The organism is Azoarcus sp. DN11, assembly GCF_003628555.1.
GTDB lineage: Bacteria > Pseudomonadota > Gammaproteobacteria > Burkholderiales > Rhodocyclaceae > Aromatoleum.
Genome location: NZ_CP021731.1, coordinates 335,253 through 353,838, shown reverse-complemented (window position 1 = coordinate 353,838; position 18,586 = coordinate 335,253). Strand labels below are relative to the sequence as shown.

At 69.0% G+C, this 18,586-nt stretch carries 12 protein-coding genes; 7 read left to right on the top strand and 5 right to left on the bottom strand.

The genetic code is table 11. The features are described 5' to 3' along the window. Positions 1-30 precede the first annotated feature (30 nt). Entirely contained in the window at positions 31-3,180 is a 3,150-nt protein-coding gene (locus CDA09_RS01570; protein ID WP_286164352.1) for a bifunctional diguanylate cyclase/phosphodiesterase, read from the bottom strand. A 334-nt stretch (positions 3,181-3,514) separates the two neighbouring features. Between CDA09_RS01570 and CDA09_RS01565 the strand changes: the two genes are divergently transcribed. Continuing rightward, positions 3,515-3,871, top strand: a complete 357-nt coding sequence (locus CDA09_RS01565) for a DUF2249 domain-containing protein (RefSeq protein ID WP_121427012.1) — start codon at positions 3,515-3,517, stop codon at positions 3,869-3,871. A 31-nt stretch (positions 3,872-3,902) separates the two neighbouring features. Here the strand turns inward: CDA09_RS01565 and CDA09_RS01560 are convergent, their stop codons facing one another. From CDA09_RS01560 to CDA09_RS01550, 3 genes are read right to left on the bottom strand one after another with little or no spacing between them, the layout of a single operon-like run. Beyond that, a complete protein-coding gene (locus CDA09_RS01560; protein WP_121427011.1) occupies positions 3,903-5,324 on the bottom strand; it encodes a B12-binding domain-containing radical SAM protein in 1,422 nt (473 codons plus the stop codon). Beyond that, positions 5,321-6,526: a DegT/DnrJ/EryC1/StrS family aminotransferase gene (locus CDA09_RS01555; RefSeq protein ID WP_121427010.1), complete on the bottom strand. Its 1,206-nt coding sequence runs from the start codon at positions 6,524-6,526 to the stop codon at positions 5,321-5,323. The genes CDA09_RS01560 and CDA09_RS01555 overlap by 4 nt, the downstream gene beginning before the upstream one ends. After that, positions 6,523-7,791: a glycosyltransferase family 9 protein gene (locus CDA09_RS01550; protein ID WP_286164351.1), complete on the bottom strand. Its 1,269-nt coding sequence runs from the start codon at positions 7,789-7,791 to the stop codon at positions 6,523-6,525. The genes CDA09_RS01555 and CDA09_RS01550 overlap by 4 nt, the downstream gene beginning before the upstream one ends. A 295-nt stretch (positions 7,792-8,086) precedes the next feature. Between CDA09_RS01550 and CDA09_RS01545 the strand changes: the two genes are divergently transcribed. From CDA09_RS01545 to CDA09_RS01520, 6 genes are all read left to right on the top strand, one after another. Continuing rightward, positions 8,087-9,469 carry a diguanylate cyclase gene (locus CDA09_RS01545; protein WP_121427009.1) on the top strand — a complete coding sequence of 461 codons (1,383 nt, stop codon included), beginning with the start codon at positions 8,087-8,089 and terminating at the stop codon, positions 9,467-9,469. Positions 9,470-9,738: 269 nt separating this feature from the next. Further along, the gene (locus CDA09_RS01540) at positions 9,739-12,306 is read left to right on the top strand and encodes a cytochrome c3 family protein (RefSeq protein ID WP_286164350.1); all 2,568 of its coding nucleotides are present in this window, start codon (positions 9,739-9,741) and stop codon (positions 12,304-12,306) included. A 114-nt stretch (positions 12,307-12,420) separates the two neighbouring features. Continuing rightward, positions 12,421-13,635, top strand: coding sequence for a glycosyltransferase family 87 protein (locus CDA09_RS01535; RefSeq protein WP_121427007.1), 1,215 nt, complete (start codon positions 12,421-12,423; stop codon positions 13,633-13,635). Positions 13,636-13,678: 43 nt separating this feature from the next. Further along, positions 13,679-14,827 (top strand): glycosyltransferase family 4 protein, encoded by a 1,149-nt coding sequence (locus tag CDA09_RS01530; RefSeq protein WP_286164349.1) that lies wholly within the window; start codon positions 13,679-13,681, stop codon positions 14,825-14,827. After that, a complete protein-coding gene (locus tag CDA09_RS01525) occupies positions 14,824-15,747 on the top strand; it encodes an NAD-dependent epimerase/dehydratase family protein (RefSeq protein ID WP_121427005.1) in 924 nt (307 codons plus the stop codon). Before CDA09_RS01530 ends, CDA09_RS01525 begins: the two co-directional genes overlap by 4 nt. Continuing rightward, entirely contained in the window at positions 15,744-16,760 is a 1,017-nt protein-coding gene (locus CDA09_RS01520; RefSeq protein ID WP_121430683.1) for a glycosyltransferase family 2 protein, read from the top strand. Before CDA09_RS01525 ends, CDA09_RS01520 begins: the two co-directional genes overlap by 4 nt. 6 nt (positions 16,761-16,766) lie before the next feature. Here the strand turns inward: CDA09_RS01520 and CDA09_RS01515 are convergent, their stop codons facing one another. Further along, positions 16,767-18,530 (bottom strand): glycosyltransferase family 2 protein, encoded by a 1,764-nt coding sequence (locus CDA09_RS01515; protein ID WP_121427004.1) that lies wholly within the window; start codon positions 18,528-18,530, stop codon positions 16,767-16,769. Positions 18,531-18,586: the final 56 nt, after the last annotated feature.

Below are 18,586 nucleotides of genomic sequence, written 5' to 3'. Positions count from 1 at the left end.
TGCTCTCTCGGGCGTCCTCTCGCCGCCCCCTCACCCCGCCATCGCGAGCTCGCCCCGGAAGCTGCCGCCGCGCCCGCCCGGCGCCAGCAGCGCCTCGAAGGCCTCGGCGCGCAGCGGCCGCGAGATCAGGTAGCCCTGCAGGTAGTCACAGTCGCGTTCGCGCAGGAAATCCGCCTGCGCCTGCGTCTCGACGCCCTCGGCGACGACCTTGAGGTCGAGGCTGTGCGCCATGTTGATGATCGCCTCGACCAGGTGCGCGTCGCTGCGGTCGTCGGGACAGTCGCGCACGAAGCTGCGGTCGATCTTCACGATGTCGACCGGGAAGCGCTTCAGGTAGGACAGCGACGAGAAGCCCGTGCCGAAGTCGTCCAGCGAATAGTCGACGCCCAGCTCCTTCAGCGCGCGCATGCGCATCTCGGTGGCGCTGTTCGCATCGACCATCACCGATTCGCAGATTTCCAGCGTCAGCGCGCCCGACGCCACGGCATGATCGTCCAGCACGTCCGCGATCAGCGCCGGCAGTGCCGGATCGCGGAACTGCACGCCCGACACGTTCACGGCCAGATGCGGCAGGACATGGCCGCGCTGGTTCCATTCGCGCATCTGGCGCACCGCCTCGCGCAGCACCCAGGTCCCGATCGGCACGATCAGGCCGCTATCCTCGGCCACCGGCACGAAATCCGCGGGCGCCACCGCTCCCCGCTCGGGATGCGACCAGCGGATCAACGCCTCGGCGCCGAACAGCTCGCCGCTGCCGGCCGCGACGATGGGCTGGTATTCGAGGGTGAACTCGTGCTGCGCGAGCGCCGCGCGCAGGTCCGCCTCGATCTGCATGCGCCTGATCGCGTCGGACTGCATCTCGCGCGCGTAGAACTGGAAGCGGTTCTTGCCGTTCTGCTTGGACTTGTACATCGCGATGTCGGCGTTGCGCAGCAGGATCTTCACGTCCTCGCCGTCGTCCGGGTACACCGTGATGCCCATGCTCCCCGAGATCTGGTGGCGCGTGTCACCCAGCGCGATCGGCTCGGCCAGCACCCCCAGCACCTTGTCGCCCACCGTGCGCAGGTCCTCGGTGTCCCGCAGGTCGCCGACGACGATCGTGAACTCGTCGCCGCCCAGGCGCGCCACCGTGTCCTGCTCGCGCACGCACTTTTGCAGGCGGCACGCGACCTCGACCAGCAGCTCGTCACCGACATCGTGACCGAGCGTGTCGTTCACCCACTTGAAGCCATCGAGATCGAGGAACAGCAGTCCTGCCTTGCAGCCCTTGCGGCGCGCGTGCGCCAGCGCACGGTCGAGGCGGTCGTACAGCAGGCTGCGGTTCGCGAGCCCGGTCAGCGCATCGAAGTTCGCCTGCCGCCAGATCTCGTCCTCGTGCTGCTTGCGCTCGGTGATGTCGCTGAACAGCGCGACGTATTCGATGATGCCGTCCCCCTCGCCGCGCACCGCCGACATCGTCAGCCACTGCGGGTAGCTCTCGCCGCTGCGGCGCCGGTTCCAGATCTCGCCCTCCCACTCGCCAGCAGTCTTCAGCGCTGCCCACATCGCGTCATGGAAGGCGTCGTCCTGGCGCCCGGAGCGGAACACGGCGGACGGGCGACCGATGACTTCCTCGGCCGCGTACCCGGTGATACGGCAGAAGGCAGGATTCACCGACGTGATCGTGCCTTCGGCATCCATCGTCATGATCCCCTGGCTCGACGCCGAGAACACGACCATCGCCTCGCGCATGCGCGCCTCGGTCAGGCGGCGCACGGTGATGTCCTCGACCGTGCCGACGCAGCGCGGCGGCTCGCCCGGCAGCACGATGCGTTCGGCGATCTCGCGCACCCAGCGGACCTCGCCGTCCAGCACCACGCGATGCTCGATGTCGAAAGCCTCGCCCGCGATCACCCGCCTCCACGCCCGCCGCACTGCGGCACGGTCTTCGACGTGCACGGCCTCGAGCAGGATCGGCCACGACAGCGGCCGGCCGGCGGCGAGCGCGAAGAGGCGGCGCGTCTCGGCCGACAGTTCCAGCTTGCGCGTGCGCGGCAGGTACACCCAGCTGCCGACGTGCGCGATCGCCTGCGCGCGGTTGAGGTCGGCGGTGCGCTCCTCGACCAGCGACTCCAGCTCGCTCTCGTGCGCCTTCAGCTCCTCGAGCAGGCTCACGATGCTGGCCGCCAGATCGCCGACCTCGTCGTTGCCGAAGCGCCCCGGGCTGAACCCCGGCCGCGCCTGCCCGGTCAGCGCGACCACCCCGGCTTCCCTCGCCAGCTCCTCGATGCGGCGCGTCTGCGCGCGCGCCAGCACGCTGTTCGCGGCCCCGACCAGCAGGATCGCGATCAGGCCCCACCCCACATGCTCGATCAGCAGCGACTCGATCGGCTGCTCGAACACCTCGGCGTCCATGCTGACCTTCACCTGCAGCGGCGCGGACAGCGGCGGCCCGGATTTCACGGTGCGCGAACTCGTCACCAGCCGCGCGGATTCGCCGGAAAAGGCGCGTTTCACCAGCGGCTCGCCCCCGGCGGCCAACTCCACGCCGATCACGCCGTCGTCCTGCAGATCGAAGGGCGAGCCGGCGCCGAGCAGCCACTGGCTGAGATTGGCCTCGAACACCAGCGCGCCCTCGAACGTGCCGGTGGCGCTGAACAGGATCGGCACCGCGATGCGCAGGATCGCGTCGGTGCCGCGCCGGTCGATGGCCGCATACGTCTCGCCGCGCAGCACCCGGTCCGACAGCCACGCCTCGCCACGGTAGCTGCGCGGCCCCTTGCGGGCGGCGACGGGTTCGCCGCGGTAGTCGGTCAGGACCAGGTTGTAGTCGATGGAGACCGGCAAGGTATGCCGGGCGAGGAAAGGTCGCAGGTAGGTGTCGCGGCCCTGCGAATCGAGCAGGGCATTCGACAGCAGCGGCTGTTCCGCCAGGGCTGCCAGCTCGCGATGCGCGAGATCCAGGGTCCGTTCGATGCGTTCCGACACGGAGGCGGCGATCTGCGCGAGGTGCCCCTCGGCGATGCCGTGCGCGAGCGTGCGCGCGTTGAAGTACGACGAGGCGGTCATCACCACGACGACGAGCGTCGTCAGTGCCGCGCCGTACAGCGTGTAGCGCCCGCGCAGCCCGAGCCGCATGCCTTTCCGCGCGGGCGGTGCCTCGCCGGGCTCGCGGGCTGCCGGAAGCGGGTCAGCGCGCATCGACCGCCCGACTCCTGCCCGCCCCGGCAAGGCCGCTCCGCGCCACGCGTCCCCGCACGGCGACTGTCACGACCGCGCCCCGGCTGCAGTCCCCGATGGAACGGTGCCCAAGCAGCATCATCCTCATATCCCGAATATCTTCTTGTTTTATCGGAAGATAGCACAGGCGGCCGCAGCCTGCACATTGTCATATAACCGAAAGAAACAAATTACTCCCATAGGTTCGTGCACCCCGGTCCGATTCTTGTTCTGGCTCAAGGCGCGGGGCATGTGCGCCGCCTACGATCGGCACCCTGCGGTCCCCAATTTGACCGCCCACCCGGAGACCCCAGCCATGAGCGACCTTCCCATGTTCGACAACGCGATCTTTCCCTTCGACGCCCGCGGCGTCGCCAAACGCTTCCGCCACGCGGCGATCTTCGGCGCCCTCGAGTCGCTCGAGGACGGCGAGACGATGCGCTTCGTGAACGATCACGACCCCCTGCCGCTGCTCGGCCAGATCCAGCAGCGCTACGGCTCGCAGGTCACAATCGAGTACGTCGCGCGCGAACCGGGCAACATCGTCATCGACTTCCGCATCCAGCTGCAGCCGCGCGACGCCGAATCGACGCCGGCGCAGGCCCAGGCACCGGCCCGCCAGGGCGGTGGCTGCGGCGGCGGTGGCGGCGGCTGCGGCTGCTCGGGCCACTGATCCCCCGGCCGGGCCCGGCCGCGCGCCGGGCTCAGGCGCCGCGCAGCAGGTAGGCGAGCGCGCCGGGCGCGCGCGCCAGCCCGGCGCTCGACAGGTAATGCCGCCAGTGGCGCGCGAGATGCCGCGCGACGAAGCCCGGGCGCAGATAGAAAGTGCGGTAGAAGCGCCGCTGCAAGGCGGCGAGCGCCGCCGGCGGGATGCGGCTGCAGCTGCTCGCCGGTGTGAGGTAATGGTAGTCCGCGCCATGCGTGCGCACCTGCCGGGGCAGCTCGCCCCACAGGGGCACGTCCGGATACGGACGGTAGATCTGCATCTGCAGGTAATCGGGGCGGATGCGCCGCGCCAGCGCGAGCGTGTCCTCCGCGTCCTCCTCGGTCTCGTCCGGCATGCCCACCATGAACAGCGCCACCGAGCCGATGCCCGCGCGGTCGAGGCGTTCGAACGCCGACTCGGTCGCCGTAATCCAGCCCGCCCCATCGGCGGTCTTGCCCAGACGCTCGATCAGGCGTGCCGAACCGCTGTCGACGCCCACCTTGAGCAACACCGCCCCCGACTCGGACGCCGCCGCGACGCGATCGGCGTCGAGTTCGTCGGGACGCGCATTCGCCATCCACGGCAGTCCGACCCCGCGCCGCACCAGCGCATCGGCCAGCTGCAGGAAGCGCGCGCGATGCACCAGCAGCGAATCGTCCTCGAAGGCGATCGCCTGCGCGCCCGCGTCCTTCAGCGCGAGCACCTCGTCGACGACCGCATCGACGGTCCGCACGCGCAGATCCCGCCCGACGCTCTTGCGCACGATCGCCGTGCAGTGACGGCAGGGACGCGGGCATCCCCACGCCGTCAGCACGTAAGCCCAGCGCGACACCGGGCGCCCGCGCACCGGGAACGGAAAGGCGTAGGCCGTCAGCTCGTCGCGCGCGACCTGCGGCCACGGCAGCACGTCCGGCGCCGCGACGAGCGCGATTGCGCCGCTCGCGATGCGCTGCCGGGACTCGTCCCGCAGGGCCGCCACGTCTGCGCCGGCCAGCACCCGCAGCACGAGGCGGGGCGCCGCCTCCTCCGGTTCGCCCGCGACGGCGAGGTCGTAGGCATCGTCCCAGCCGGCGAAGCCCGTGCGCGCGACGTGCTGCACCTGCTGGCCGACCGCGATCGTGACGATGCCGGCGGCACGCAGCGCCGCCGCCACCTGTACCGACTCATCCAGGCACCAGGTCACGGCGCGGATCACCGCGACGCGCGGGCGCAGCGCCAACACCTGCGCGACGAAGGCCGCAACGGAGAAGTCCGCCAGCCAGCCGTCGAACAGCGGCACCGGGACCTTCAGCGCCGACTCCAGCCGGGCCTGCACGTATTTCAGGTCTAGCGCCGGATGCAGGTGGCGCGGATGGCCGGTATGGCGCCTCGCCTCGCGGTCGATGCGCAGTACGACGACAGGATGCACGTCACCGTTCATTCGAGTTCCTTCGCGAGCCGGTCGAGGATGTCGGCCGTGCGCCGCAGCCGCCGCGCCGACAGCCCGTCGTACAACGGGATCAGCACCGCCTGCGCCGCCGCGGCCGCTGCGCCGGGGCAGTCGGTAAAACCCAGCATCGCCGCCGTATCGTCCATCACCTCGCCGCCGATGCCCAGATCGAGTCCGCGGCGCTGCGCCGCGGCGCGCAAGGCGGCAATGTCGCCGTCGAAGCGCGCAACGAAATTATAGAAGGCCGGCTCGCCGCATTCACTGCGGCGCTGCACACGGAAGCGTGCCGGCAGGCTGCGCGCAAGCGCCTCCCATTGCGCGTTGAGGTGCTGCCGGCGCGCGGCCGAGCGGGCGAGCCGGCGCAACCCCAGCCGCGCCTGGAAACCGCTGAACGCCGCCGCGCGGCCGCGTACCCGGTCGTGCGCCCGGCGATACAGGCGGTCGAAACCGCCCGCGCTGTGCGGCGAGAACATCAGGCGCGCCGCGACCGCATACGCCGGACTGCGCACCGCGAGCTCCTCGACGAGCTTCAGGAGCATCTTGCGCACCGGCGGCCATTCGCGCCGCGCACGGCCCGCGACCCGCGACCGCACCGCCGCGGCCAGACCGTCGTCCGCCGTCGCCAGGATCCCGCCGCCGAAGGCCGCGACCGCCTTCGTCGCCTCCAGGCTGAAGAGCGCCGCGCGGCCGAAGCTGCCGACCGGGCGGCCATCGACGCGCGCGCCGAACGCGTGCGCGCAGTCCTCGATCACCGGGATGCCGCGCGCTTCGGCCAGCGCGCAGATGCCGCGGATGTCGCACGGCGCGCCGAGCAGATGCACGACGAAGATCGCCCGCGTGCGCGCTCCGATGCGTGCCGCGACGCTGTCGGCGGTCATGTTGAAGGTGTCGGGATCGACGTCCGCCGGCACCGGCACGATGCCGCGCGCCTGCACCAGCGGCACCAGTTCGCCCAGCGTGTAGGCGGGGATCACCAGTTCGTCGCCCGCGCCCAGTCCCATGCCGTCGAGGATCAGGCCGAGCGCGTCGCGGCCGCTCGCCGTGGCGACCGCGTGCGGCACGCCGACTTCGACCGCGAAGGCATGCTCGAAGGCCGCGACCCGCACCGCGGCGGCATCGGACGAATCCCGGAGCGCGCGCAGCGCGTCCGCGAGATCCGCCCACTCCAGCGGAATGCGCCGCCGCGGGATCACGCCCCGACCTCCGCGAGCGTGCCGCTTCGCGCCGTCGCCGCCTCGCGCGCGTCGAGCACGCGACACAGCGCGCCGAACACCTCGGCGACCGGGATGCGCTGCATGCACTGGTTGTCCGTGCAGCGCGTGCGCCGCTGATTGCCCGCATGCACGCACGGCGAGCAGGCCAGCCCCGCGCTGATCACGGTCGCATCCCCCAGCGGGCGGAACAGGACCGGCGTCTCCGGGCCGAACAGCGCGATCACCGGCAGCGCCGTGACCGCCGCGAAATGCGCCGGCCCCGAGTCGTTGCTGACCAGCACCGTCCCCAGCGTGAAGAGCGCCGGCAGCTCGCCGAGCGCGAACCGCCCGGCGACATCCACGCAGCGCGGATCCGCGACCTGCGCCGCGATCGCCGCGGTCGTCGCCCGGTCGTCCTCGCCCCCGATCAGCAGCACGCGCACGTCGGCATGACGCCCGAGCGCCGCGCGCACCAGCGCCACGAAATGCGCCTGCGGCCAGCGCCGCTGCGGCAGCATCGCGCTCGCGTTGGCATTCACCAGGATCAGGCGCCTGCGGCCGATTTCGGCACCGGCAAGCTGCGCCAGACGCCTCTTCACGGCCGACAGCTCCGCGGCACCGACCTCGCGCCGCCGGACGCGCGGCACCAGCATCGCCGCCGGCACGCGCGGCGCGGGCGGCGCACCGTCGGCGAACAGCACCTCGACCAGCATCAGGTAGTTTTGCGCCATGTGCAGCTGCGGGTTGAACGCGAGCGGATGCGTGTACAGATCGCCGCGATACAGGCCGACCCCGCCGAAGCGGTGGAACCCGGCACGGCGGCGCACGCCGGTCAGCAGGCACAGCGCCGCCGTCAGGCGCGAGAACAGTTCGAGATCGACGATCGCGTCGATGCGCGCCCGCCGCACCTCGCGCAGGAATCGCCAGGTATCCGCGATCAGCGCGCCGGGCGAGGCGGTCCGGATCGCGAACACGCGCTCGGGCGGCACCGTGCCGGCGATCGCCAGGCTGCCGCGGTTGTGGGCAAAGGTCAGGCAGTACGCCTGCGCGCCGCTGCGCGCCGTCAGCGCACGCATCGCCGGATCGGCGAGGACCATGCTCCCCGATTCGGCAAGCTGCACGAACAGCACGCGCCGCACCGCCTGCTCGCCCCCGGGCGCCCCCTTCCGCCACCGCCGCACGATCCGCCGCACGCCGGACAGCGCGGCGCACACCGGCACGCCGAGCCAGCGGTCGATGCGACGCATCGCCTCAGGGCCGACCATGGCCACTCCTGCGGTGGAAGCCTCCCTGCCGCCGGATCACTCGCGCACACCTGCCGGCCATGTCGACCGCATACACTCGAAATCGGTTGGAAACGGCGTGCAAACTGGCAATCCCGGGGGTTCTGGACGGAGCGGACTATACCGCGCTTTGCGCCGGCGGTGGCCCGCGCCTGCCGAGCCGGGCGCGTGAAAGGCATCACGCGGCGCCGCCCCCCGATACCGCTAAAATCCGGCTCAATCGCAAGCCGCTGAGCGGTGTGCGGTTTCGTCGTCACGCACACGGGAAACGGTTTGAATGAGTGAATCCCTGACCCAAACCGACATCCCGGTCGGGAATGCTCAAGCGTCCCTCGTGTATTCGCTCGTTGCCCAGTCGCCGGCGCTGATCGCCATTCGCGGCAACGACGGCTGCTACCTCTACGCGAACGACGCTTTCGCGCAGATGCTGGGCCTGCCCGCCGAATCCCTGCCGGGCCGCCACGAAGACGATGTCCTCAACACGGCCGGCAATCGCACGGCCCTGCGCATCGGCGGCGACGCCGCCACCAGCGTCACACGCGGCGAGGAGGACGCCACCGTCGGGGAGCGGTCGGGCCGCTTCCTCGTCACGCGTTTCCCGCTGCGCGCCACCGACGGCGAGACGATCGCCGCGGGGATGATCGCCACCGCGATCGGCAGCCGCACGGGGACCGCCGCCAACCCTGCCGGGCATGCCGAGGCGCGTCACGCCGAACTGCTGCACGCCCTCGAACGAATGGAGCGCCTCGCTTACACCGACCGGCTGACCGGCGCGTGGAACCGCCGCCACCTGGAAGACGCCGCACTGCTGGAAATGTCCCGTGCCGTACGCCACGGCCATGCGGCGTCGCTGCTCGTGCTCGATGTCGACCACTTCAAGGAGATCAACGACCAGTTCGGTCACACCGCAGGCGACTACGTGCTCATCGAACTCGTGCGCCGCATCCGCGGGGTCATCCGCCGCGCCGATACGGTCACGCGTTGGGGCGGTGAAGAATTCATCGTGCTCGCTCCCGACACGCCGCTGCGCGAAGCCGAACAACTCGCACACAAGCTGTGCACATGCGTCGCCGAGGCGCAATTGTCGAGCGCCCGGCCGATCACCGTCAGCATCGGGGTCGCCGAATACCGCTGCGGCGAAGGCCTGGATCACTGGCTGGCACGCGCCGACCGCGCGATGTACCGGGCCAAGAATGCGGGGCGCAATCGCGTCGTCCTCGACCCGTTCACCGCCCTGGCGGAAGACGGCACGCGCCAGGCCTGCTCGCCGGTGCAGCTGATCTGGCGCGACAGCTACTGCTGCGGCAGCGAGCGCGTCGACCGCCAGCACCAGCAGCTCTTCGAACACGCCAACCGGCTGCTGCATGCCGTCGTCTCGCATGCCGCGCGCGACGAAATCCTCGAAGCGATGAAAGTCCTGATCGAAGATATCGGCACACACTTCGAGGACGAGGAGCGCCTGCACGAAAGCATCGGCTTCCCCGCACGCGACGCGCACGCGGCCGAACACGGACGGCTGCTCGACCGTGCCGGCCGGCTGTTCCGGCACGCCCGGGACAATGCCGAGATCCCGGTGGCGGACGTCTTCCAGTTTCTTGCCTACGACGTCATCGCGCAGCACCTCGTCGGCGCCGACCGACAGTATTTCCCGTACCTCTGAAAGTTTCCCGCAAAGGGGACCGAAGCACGCACCGTCACGCTTTCCATTCGTCACGCACTGGCTGATAATGGTGGGACGCCGCTGTCGGCGTCATGACGTTCGGCTATCCGACGGGCCGCCGAACCGGAATCCGCGAACGATTCCCGGCGCACGCAAGCGTTTCGCGCTGCCGCTCCGGGAAGCAGTTCGCAGGTGGCATCCAGGGTGCGACGCGAGTTAACGCGTTGCTGAAATCTGTGCGCGCGCAAGACCATATCACTCGAATGGACATGAACAGTCTCCTCGCAAGCGGTTTCCGGCACGCACTGACGTTCGTCGTGTGCATGCTGTCCGTCGTGGGCGGCATGGCACCGGCCGGGGCACAGCAGGCGAACATCGCCCAGACAAAACACAACCTGTCCACATCCGGCACCGGCACCGTCAAGTCGACTTCGGAAAGCCAGATCTGCGTCTTCTGCCACACGCCGCACGCGGCCAACGCCAGCGCTCCGGCCCCCTTGTGGAACCGCACGCTCTCCACCGCCACCTACACGCCCTACACCTCCAACTCGCTCGACGCCCAGACGATCTTCGGCGCGCTGTCGCAGCCGGGCGGCAGTTCCAAGCTGTGCCTGTCCTGCCACGATGGCACGATGGCGATCGGGACGGTCGGCGTGCTCGGCGGCAAGGCCAATGTCTCGATCACGATGACGGGTACCGGCACGGGCGGGACGATGCCCACCGGGCTGGGCGCGACGACCGGCTTCACGCGAAATCTGGGCATCGACCTGCGCAACGACCACCCGATCTCCTTCACGTACAACGACACGCTCGCGGCCACCGACGGCGAATTGCGGCGCATGGATGCGCAACAGCGCTACCCGGCCGGCACCGGCACCGTCATCGGCGTCCGCAAAGCGGGCTACAAGCCGCTCCTGCCCTTGCAGCCGACGGGCACGGCCGGCGCCGGCCAGGTCCAATGCACGACGTGCCACGACCCGCATCTGAACGTGCCGAAATTCCTGCGTCTGAACCGGCTCCAGGTCAGCAACCCGGCGGGCGGCGAATTCAACGCGTCGGCAGACCAGATCTGCCTTGGCTGCCACAACAAACTCGGCACGGCCTGGGCTCAGTCCTCGCACGCGTCGCAGACCATTGGCGACGAAACCTACAAGACCGATGCCGCGAACGTGCGCGAATTCCTCGCAGGCGGGAAAGCGAGCATCCAGGTGTGGGAGGCCGGCTGCCTCAACTGCCACGACACCCACACCGTGCAGGGCTCCCGGCGGCTGCTGCGCGAAGGCGTGCTCGGCAGCAGCGGCGGCGTCGGCACGGGTACCTACAAGCTCGGCTGGGCTTCGACCTCGAATCCCAACAGCGTCTCGGCCATCGAGGAAACCTGCTACCAGTGCCACACGACCTCGGCCAACAGCGTCGTGAATACCGCCACCGGCGCAGTCCCCGACATCAAGACCGAATTCAGCCTGCTCCGGCACATGCCGATCGTCACGAGCGAACAGGCGTCGGGCGTCGAAACGCACGACATCAAGAACAGCGACTTCGTCGAGGACCGCACGACGCTCGGCCAGCTCAGCAACACCAACCGCCATGCCGAATGCACGGATTGCCACAACCCGCACCGCCTGACGCGCAACAACCTGTTCACCACCCTGGGTGACAACGCCAAGCGCACCCACGTGCCAGGCGGCCTCGATGGCACGCCATCGTCCACCGGCAACGGCAACATCGCCTCGGGCGTGCTGCGCGGCACCTTTGGCGTCGAACCGGTCTATAGCGGCACCAGCTTCTTCTCCCTTCCCAACAGCTACACGGACAAGAAAGGGGACGGCGGCACGGGCGCCTCCACCGCCGTCAGCAGCCCCTGGGTGACGCGCGAATACCAGATCTGCCTGAAATGCCATTCGGACTATGCCTATCAGGATGACAACGTCTATCCCAGCAGCACCAGGCGCCCGCAACTGGGGACCACGACCAACCTGACTCCGTCCAACCCCGACGGCGTCCGCACCAATTACACCAGCTACACCAACCAGGCGCGCGAGTTCCAGCCCAACAACGCACTCACCAACACCGGCGCCGGTGCCAGCTACCAGGCCGGCAACCACCGCTCCTGGCACCCGGTGATCGCCGTCACCGGCCGCCCCGTCGCGCAGCGCAACAACATGGACCCCAACGCGTTCCTGGCGCCGTGGAACGCCAACGTCGGCAACCAGACCATGTACTGCACCGACTGTCATGGCTCCAATGCCAGCGGCATCACGGCGCCGCTGATCACACCGGACTCCGGCGTGTGGGGTCCGCACGGCTCACAGAACAACTTCCTGCTGAAACGTCCCTATGACCAGAACACCGGCAGCGACAGCACCGGTCTCTGTTTCCGCTGTCATGACGCGGCCCGCTATGCGACTCCCTCCAGCGACAACCTTGGCCAGACCGGGTTTTCGACGACGATAGGCAAGGACGGCCACGCCATCCATTTCACCCGGATCGGGCGCATGCGCTGCAACTGGTGCCATGTCGCGATTCCACACGGCTGGAAGAACAAGTCCTTCCTGGTGAATCTCAATGACATCGGTGCCGAGGCAGGGCAAAGCGGCAGCCAGGAAGTCGCCATCAACGCCAGCACCGACACCTATAGCGTGGGTCCCTACTACCGCAACGCGAAGGCCAAGATCATCAATTTCAGGGAGAACACCAGTTGGGCGGACACCGACTGCGGGTCTTCCCTGAAAAGCGGCACCAGCCTCATCGCGAACAGCCAGGGCGGCACAACCAACCTCACCAACCCGGGATCGGGCAAGAACTGGATGACGAGCACGTGCGCCAGCCCGCCATGATTGATGACCGGCCTTGCAAACCCTGCCGGGCGGTTGCGGCGCCTTTGCGTTCGTGTTGATGGTCGCCCTCCGACGATTCAGCACGCGACGCGCCCTCCCGGCAACGATTCGGTCATGACGAGGGCCAGGCTCGCCATCGCAGCGATGTGGCTGCTTGCGGGAAGCTATGCCGCCTTCGTCGGCTGGACACTGGCCGACGGTTACCGTTCGGCCGCGGACGGCAAAATGCCGACCTACACGGACTACACCCCGACCTACGCCGCGTCGATACTGGTCCGCGAAATACCTGCGGAGAACCTGTATCGCCCGAAATACATGGCCGAAGCCGGACGGCGTGCCGCCGTCGCCGCCTATCCCGGCATCACGGCCGAGCAAGCGCGCGGCGTCGGTTTCGCGCCGTGGATGTACCCGCCGACCTTCATCCTCCTGATCGCCCCGCTCGCCGGCATGCCTTACCTGCTGTCGTGGTTCGTATGGATCGGCCTCACCGCCGTACCCTACCTCGCGGCGATGCGCCGGATCCTGCCCGCGCCCCTCGCCTGGCCGTCCGCGCTGGCCGCGCCGCCGGTGTTCTTCAACGTCATCTACGGCCAGACTGGTTTTCTCACCGGCGGGCTGATCGGGCTGGGCCTCGCCCTGCTCGCGACCCATCCGCTTGTCGCCGGCACCCTGATCGGCCTCGCAAGCTTCAAGCCCCACTTCGGCATCCTCATCCCGATCGCCCTGGCCGCAGGCGGCTACTGGCGAACCTTTGCCGCGGCGTCGGTAACGGTCCTCGCCACGATCGCCGCGAGCGTCGTCGCCTACGGCGACGACCCGTGGTTTGCCTTCATCGGCACCGCCCTGTTCCATCTGGAAGGCTTTGCGGCCGGCGCCTACAACCTCGTCCCGATGGCGACCGTGCTGGCGGCCCTGAAAATGGCCGGCCTGCCGCTCGCCACTGCCTGGACTGCCCAGTACGCCACGGCCGCGCTGATGGCTGCGCTTGTGGCCTGGGCGTGGTGGCGCGGACGCCGGCACCCGGACACGCTCGGCCTGCAGTCGGCCATTCTCTGCACCGCGACGCCGCTCACGATCCCGATGACTTATCTCTACGATCTCGTGCTGTTGGTGCCGGCCGCCGCCTGGATCTGGGCCGACATGGCGACGCGACGCAACGCCGGCCGCGGCGAGCAGACGGTCCTCTTCACCGCCGTCGCTGCACTGCTGGGTGTCAAGTACGTGGCGGCCGCCGCCGGCGTACAAACGGGGCCGCTGCTCGTTGCCACACTGCTCTTCCTGGCCGCCAGGCGGTTTCGCGCCGCCGTCGGCGCGAAGCACCCGGCATAAGCCGAATTGCATGACGGGCACGCCCCCATCGTTCAACACTGTGATGCCAGCAGCGATCGATCACGCCTCCTCCCTCGACGTGCTGATGGTCAGCACCTCCTACCCTTCGACGCTCACCGACTGGCGCGGCCTCTTCATCCGCCACCTCTCCGACGCGCTCGCCCGACGCCGCGACCTCGCCCTGCAACTGTGGGCGCCGCCGGGCGATTCGCACCCTGCCGTACACGCCGCCGCGACGCCTGCCGAGTCGGCCTGGCTCGCCGCGCTGATGCAGCAAGGCGGCATCGCCCACCTGCTGCGCAACAGCCCCCTGCAGGGGCTGGCCCGCGCACTGCGTCTGCTGCAATTCCTGCGCAGCACTTACGCGCGCAGCCGCCAAGTCGACGTCTATCACGTCAACTGGCTGCAAAACGCCCTGCCGCTGCCCGCCAACGGACGCCCCGCGCTGATCACCGTTCTGGGTACCGACATGCAGCTGCTGAAGCTGCCGCTGATGGCAACGCTGCTCCGGCGCGCGATGCGCGGCCGTGCCGTGGCGATCTGCCCCAACGCCGAATGGATGGTCCCCGAACTCGCGGAACGATTCGGCGACCTCGCGACGGTACGCTTCGTCCCCTTCGGCATCGACCCGGGCTGGTATGCGATCGAACGAACTTTCGCAGCCGACGCCCCCGCCCGATGGCTCGCGGTCACGCGGCTCACGCGCGGCAAGCTGGGGTCCCTGTTCGAGTGGAGCGAAGCGCACTTTCGCGACGGCGCGCGCGAGCTGCATCTCTTCGGGCCGATGCAGGAAGAGATCGCGCTGCCCGACTGGGTGCATTACCACGGCCCCGCCACGCCCGCCCAGCTGATGGGCGAGTGGTTCCCGCGCGCCCGCGGCCTCATCACCCTCAGCCAGCACGCCGAAGGTCGCCCGCAGGTCATGCTCGAAGCAATGGCCGCCGGCCTGCCGATCATCGCGTCGCGCCTGCCGGCCCACGAAAACATCGTCTTCCACGATGAAACCGGCGCGCTGTGCGACCGCCCGCAAGACGTCGCGACGGCGCTCGAACGCCTCGATGCCCCCGACGCCAACCTCCGGGCCGGCGCCGCCGCACGCGCCTGGGCCGCGCGCGAAATCGGCACCTGGGACGACTGCGCCGCCCGCTACACTGCGCTCTATCGCCAACTCCTCGACAACGGCCAGGCATGAACGACGCGATCCTGCTCCTCGGCGCACACGGCTTCGTCGGCACCGCGCTGACCCGCGCACTGGCGGCCGCCGGCGCTGCCGTCATCGCTGTCGGTCGCCATCCGGGCGACGCTCCCGTTCCGGGAATCACGACGGTCCCCGCGGCCTTCAGCGAACCGGAACAATTCGCCGAATGGCTGCCGCGCTGCCGCGCCGTCGTGCATCTCGCGTCCGCCTCGACACCGGGCAGCAGCGCCGGCAAACCGCTGTTCGAACTCGACCGCAACCTCCGCCCCACCTTCGCCCTGCTCGACGCATTGCAGGCCCATCCGCAGTGCGAACTGCTCTACCTATCCTCGGGCGGCACGCTGTACGGCGACGCCGAGATCAGCCCCGCGACCGAGCGCGACGTCATCCGCCCCAAGTCCTACTACGGCGCCGGCAAGGCCGCTGCGGAGCACTTCATCACCGCCTGGAGCGCCCAGTTCGGCGGCCACGCGACGATCCTGCGCCCGTCCAACCTGTACGGTCCCGGCCAGAGCACGCGCCAGGGCTTCGGCATCATCCCCACCGCCTTCGACGCGCTGCGCGGCAGCACCCCGCTCACCGTCTGGGGCGACGGCTGCGCCGTGCGCGACTACCTCTACATCGACGACTTCGTCGCCCTCTGCCTGGCCATCCTCGCCCGCCCGATGCCCGCCGGCACCCAGGTCCTGAACGCCGCCAGCGGCACGGGCCTCAGCCTCAACGAACTCTTCGCGCATATCGAGAACGTCACCGGCCGCCCCCTGCAGCGCCACTACGTCCCCGGCCGCAGCGTCGACGTCTCGCGCATCGTCCTCGACCCCGGCCGCGCACAGCACCACTACGACTGGCTCGCCGGCACGACGATCGAAGCGGGCCTCGCCGCCGCATGGCAGTGGCACATGGCCGCGACATGACTCCCCGCCCCGTCTGCTCGGTCTGCGTTGCCAACTACAACGGCGAAGCCCTCCTCACCGACTGCATCGACTCGATTCTCGCGCAGGACTGCGACTTCCCCGTCGAGATCCTCGTCCATGACGACGCCTCCACCGACCGCTCGCTCGAACTGCTGCGCGAACGCTACCCCCAGGTCGAAGTCATCGCCAGCACCACCAACGTCGGCTTCTGCATCGCCAACAACCGCCTGGCCCAGCGCGCGCGCGGCGGCTACCTGCTGCTCCTGAACAACGACGCCGCCCTCGCCCCGGACGCCCTGCGCACCCTGTTCGCCCACGCCCGCCGCCAGCAACCGGCTGGCATCCTCACCCTGCCGCAATACGACTGGGAAACGGGCGAACTCGTCGACCGCGGCTGCCTCCTCGACCCCTTCTACAACCCGGTCCCGAACCTCGACCCGGCCCGGCGCGACGTCGCGATGGTGATCGGCGCCTGCCTGTGGATCCGGCGCGAGCTGTGGCACGTGCTGGGCGGTTTCCCGGAATGGTTCGAGTCGATCGCGGAAGACATGTACCTGTGCTGCCGCGCACGCCTGGCCGGCCACCCGGTGCAGGTCACCGACAAGAGCGGCTATCGCCATCGCCAGGGCCAGAGCTTCGGCGGCAATCGCGCCACCACGGGACGCCTCGCCAGCACCTACCGCCGCCGCCGCCTGAGCGAGCGCAACAAGACCTTCGTGCTGGCGATCTGCACGCCGGGACCGTGGATGTGGCTTCTGCTCACGCTGCACCTGCTCGCGCTCGCCGCCGAAGGCGCCGTACTTGTCCTGCTCAAGCGCGACCTGCGCGTGTGGCGCGAAGTGTATGCGAGCACCTACCGAAGCCTGCGATGCGAATTCGACCGCCTCAAGCGCAGCCGCACGGCGGCGCAGGCCACCCGCCGGCGCGGCACGCCTGCCTATCGGAGCGCTTTCACGCTGCTGCCGCGCAAGCTGCAGATGCTCCTGAAGTACGGGATCCCGGCGCTGCGCTAGAGGCGCCTAGGCCCGCCCGCGAAACAGGGCGCGCAACCTTGCCTGCGCCGCAATGAGCTGCTCGCGCGTCAGGCACAGGAGGCCACGGTATCGCATGTATTCGGCGATCATGCGCCTGAACTCCACCGGCGACACCACGAAGCCCGGGTAATCGTGCGTGCTTGCAACACGCGCATACGAATCGCCGAAGACCGCACTGCGCGTCGCTCTGCCGGTGAAGATCCTGTAGCGCGAGGTCACCTTCGGAACGAAACCGAAATCACATTTCGTCGAGTACTTGACCCACAGGGACCAGTCTTCATAGAGATCGAGCGCCTCGTCGAAGCCGCCCAGCTCCTCGTACAGGGAGCGCGCGAACAACACCGACTGGATCGGAAGAAAGTTCTTGTACCACAGGAGCACGCGGGAGAATTCCTGCCGGTACGGTACGGCCACCGCCCCGTCGGTCCAGCTGCCATCGGCCGCGTACTCGGCGGTAATCTCCTCCGCGAGCGCATAGCTCACTTTCAGGCCGTTATTGCCCGCGTGAGCGACCAGCACCTCGACATGGTCCGCGTACAGCTGGTCATCCTCGTCCAGAAAACAGATGAACTCGCCACTGCAATGGGCAAGGCCCAGGTTCCCTGCCGCCGCCCGACCAACGGATCCGCCGGTCTTGACGTACACGGCCTCCCGTCCGGCAGCTGCGGGAAGGTTTTCCACGATCTGCCTGCCCTGCCCCTCGCCGTCGTCGACCACGACAAGCTCGACATTGCCGTAGGTCTGGTTCCAGGCAGTCCCTATCGCCTCCACCAACATCGCCGGGCGGTTCATGGTTCGAATCACGATCGAAACCTTGGGCTTCGCCGCAACCGCCTCGATCGCATAACGTCCGCCGAGCCGATGCCGGCAGTATCGCCAGCGGTCAAATTGCGGACGGGAAGCCCGCGACGCGTCCGCCGCGCAGTCGGCCCGGAAGGCTGCAGCGCGCCGGACAACCAGAGACAGCACACGGTGAACGGCGATCCGCCTGCCCTTGAGGAAGAAATACAGGCTCTCGCCCAACAACCAGAGTAATCCGCGCACGGCAACGAGCGCCGAACCATGCTTGAGACGCAGGAGGATGTTGTTCGCCCGGTCGTACGCTTCCTGCAGCGGCTTCTGCCCGTGCATCCCGACGAGGTCGTCATGAAACACGATGCAGTCGGGGAGATAGCGGATCCCCCACCCCTTGCTGCGCAGCCGGATCGACAGGTCGACATCCTCGCCGTACATGAAGAGCCGGCTGTCGAAACCCCCGACGTCAAGGAATGCCTCGCGCGACACGCAGAAAGCCGCACCCGAGAACCACGGCGTCTCGCGCGAAACCGGGTCGTATTCCTTCGGGTGCTCATACGGCCGATGCGCCAGTTCCAGCACCGCCGTGACGGGCCCCGCGCGCCGAATCGCCTGTGCTGCCCGCGTCAGCGCGCCTTCGCCGATCCGCAGATCCTGGTTGAGCACGACGTACCAGTCCTTGTCCGTGCCCTCGATCACCTTGTTGATGGCCGCCCCGAAACCGAGGTTGTTGCCGTCGCCCCCCATCACGACGACCTGCCCGCCCTCCACGCCCTCCACGCCCTCCGTCGACTCCGCCCCGCCCAGCGGCGAGTTGTCCCACACGAAAACCTGAACCTCCCGGACGGCGTCCAGCTCGCGGAGCGAGGTGCGCACCAGTTCCTGCAGGGACTGGAGGTCCGGCTTGTAAGCGACGATCACGACGCCGATTGAAACATCGCGCTCTTCAGCCATTTCTTCGCCTGCACCACGTAGATCCCACGAGCGTGGAAACCGGAACCCGCCGGCAC

Bases quoted from the DNA above. Each gene is read 5' to 3' on its own strand.
- CDA09_RS01570 (WP_286164352.1), bottom strand. From the start codon at position 3,180: ATGCGCGCTGACCCGCTTCCGGCAGCCCGCGAGCCCGGCGAGGCACCG.
- CDA09_RS01565 (WP_121427012.1), top strand. From the start codon at position 3,515: ATGAGCGACCTTCCCATGTTCGACAACGCGATCTTTCCCTTCGACGCC.
- CDA09_RS01560 (WP_121427011.1), bottom strand. From the start codon at position 5,324: ATGAACGGTGACGTGCATCCTGTCGTCGTACTGCGCATCGACCGCGAG.
- CDA09_RS01550 (WP_286164351.1), bottom strand. From the start codon at position 7,791: ATGGTCGGCCCTGAGGCGATGCGTCGCATCGACCGCTGGCTCGGCGTG.
- CDA09_RS01545 (WP_121427009.1), top strand. From the start codon at position 8,087: ATGAGTGAATCCCTGACCCAAACCGACATCCCGGTCGGGAATGCTCAA.
- CDA09_RS01540 (WP_286164350.1), top strand. From the start codon at position 9,739: ATGAACAGTCTCCTCGCAAGCGGTTTCCGGCACGCACTGACGTTCGTC.
- CDA09_RS01535 (WP_121427007.1), top strand. From the start codon at position 12,421: ATGACGAGGGCCAGGCTCGCCATCGCAGCGATGTGGCTGCTTGCGGGA.
- CDA09_RS01530 (WP_286164349.1), top strand. From the start codon at position 13,679: ATGCCAGCAGCGATCGATCACGCCTCCTCCCTCGACGTGCTGATGGTC.
- CDA09_RS01525 (WP_121427005.1), top strand. From the start codon at position 14,824: ATGAACGACGCGATCCTGCTCCTCGGCGCACACGGCTTCGTCGGCACC.
- CDA09_RS01520 (WP_121430683.1), top strand. From the start codon at position 15,744: ATGACTCCCCGCCCCGTCTGCTCGGTCTGCGTTGCCAACTACAACGGC.
- CDA09_RS01515 (WP_121427004.1), bottom strand. From the start codon at position 18,530: ATGGCTGAAGAGCGCGATGTTTCAATCGGCGTCGTGATCGTCGCTTAC.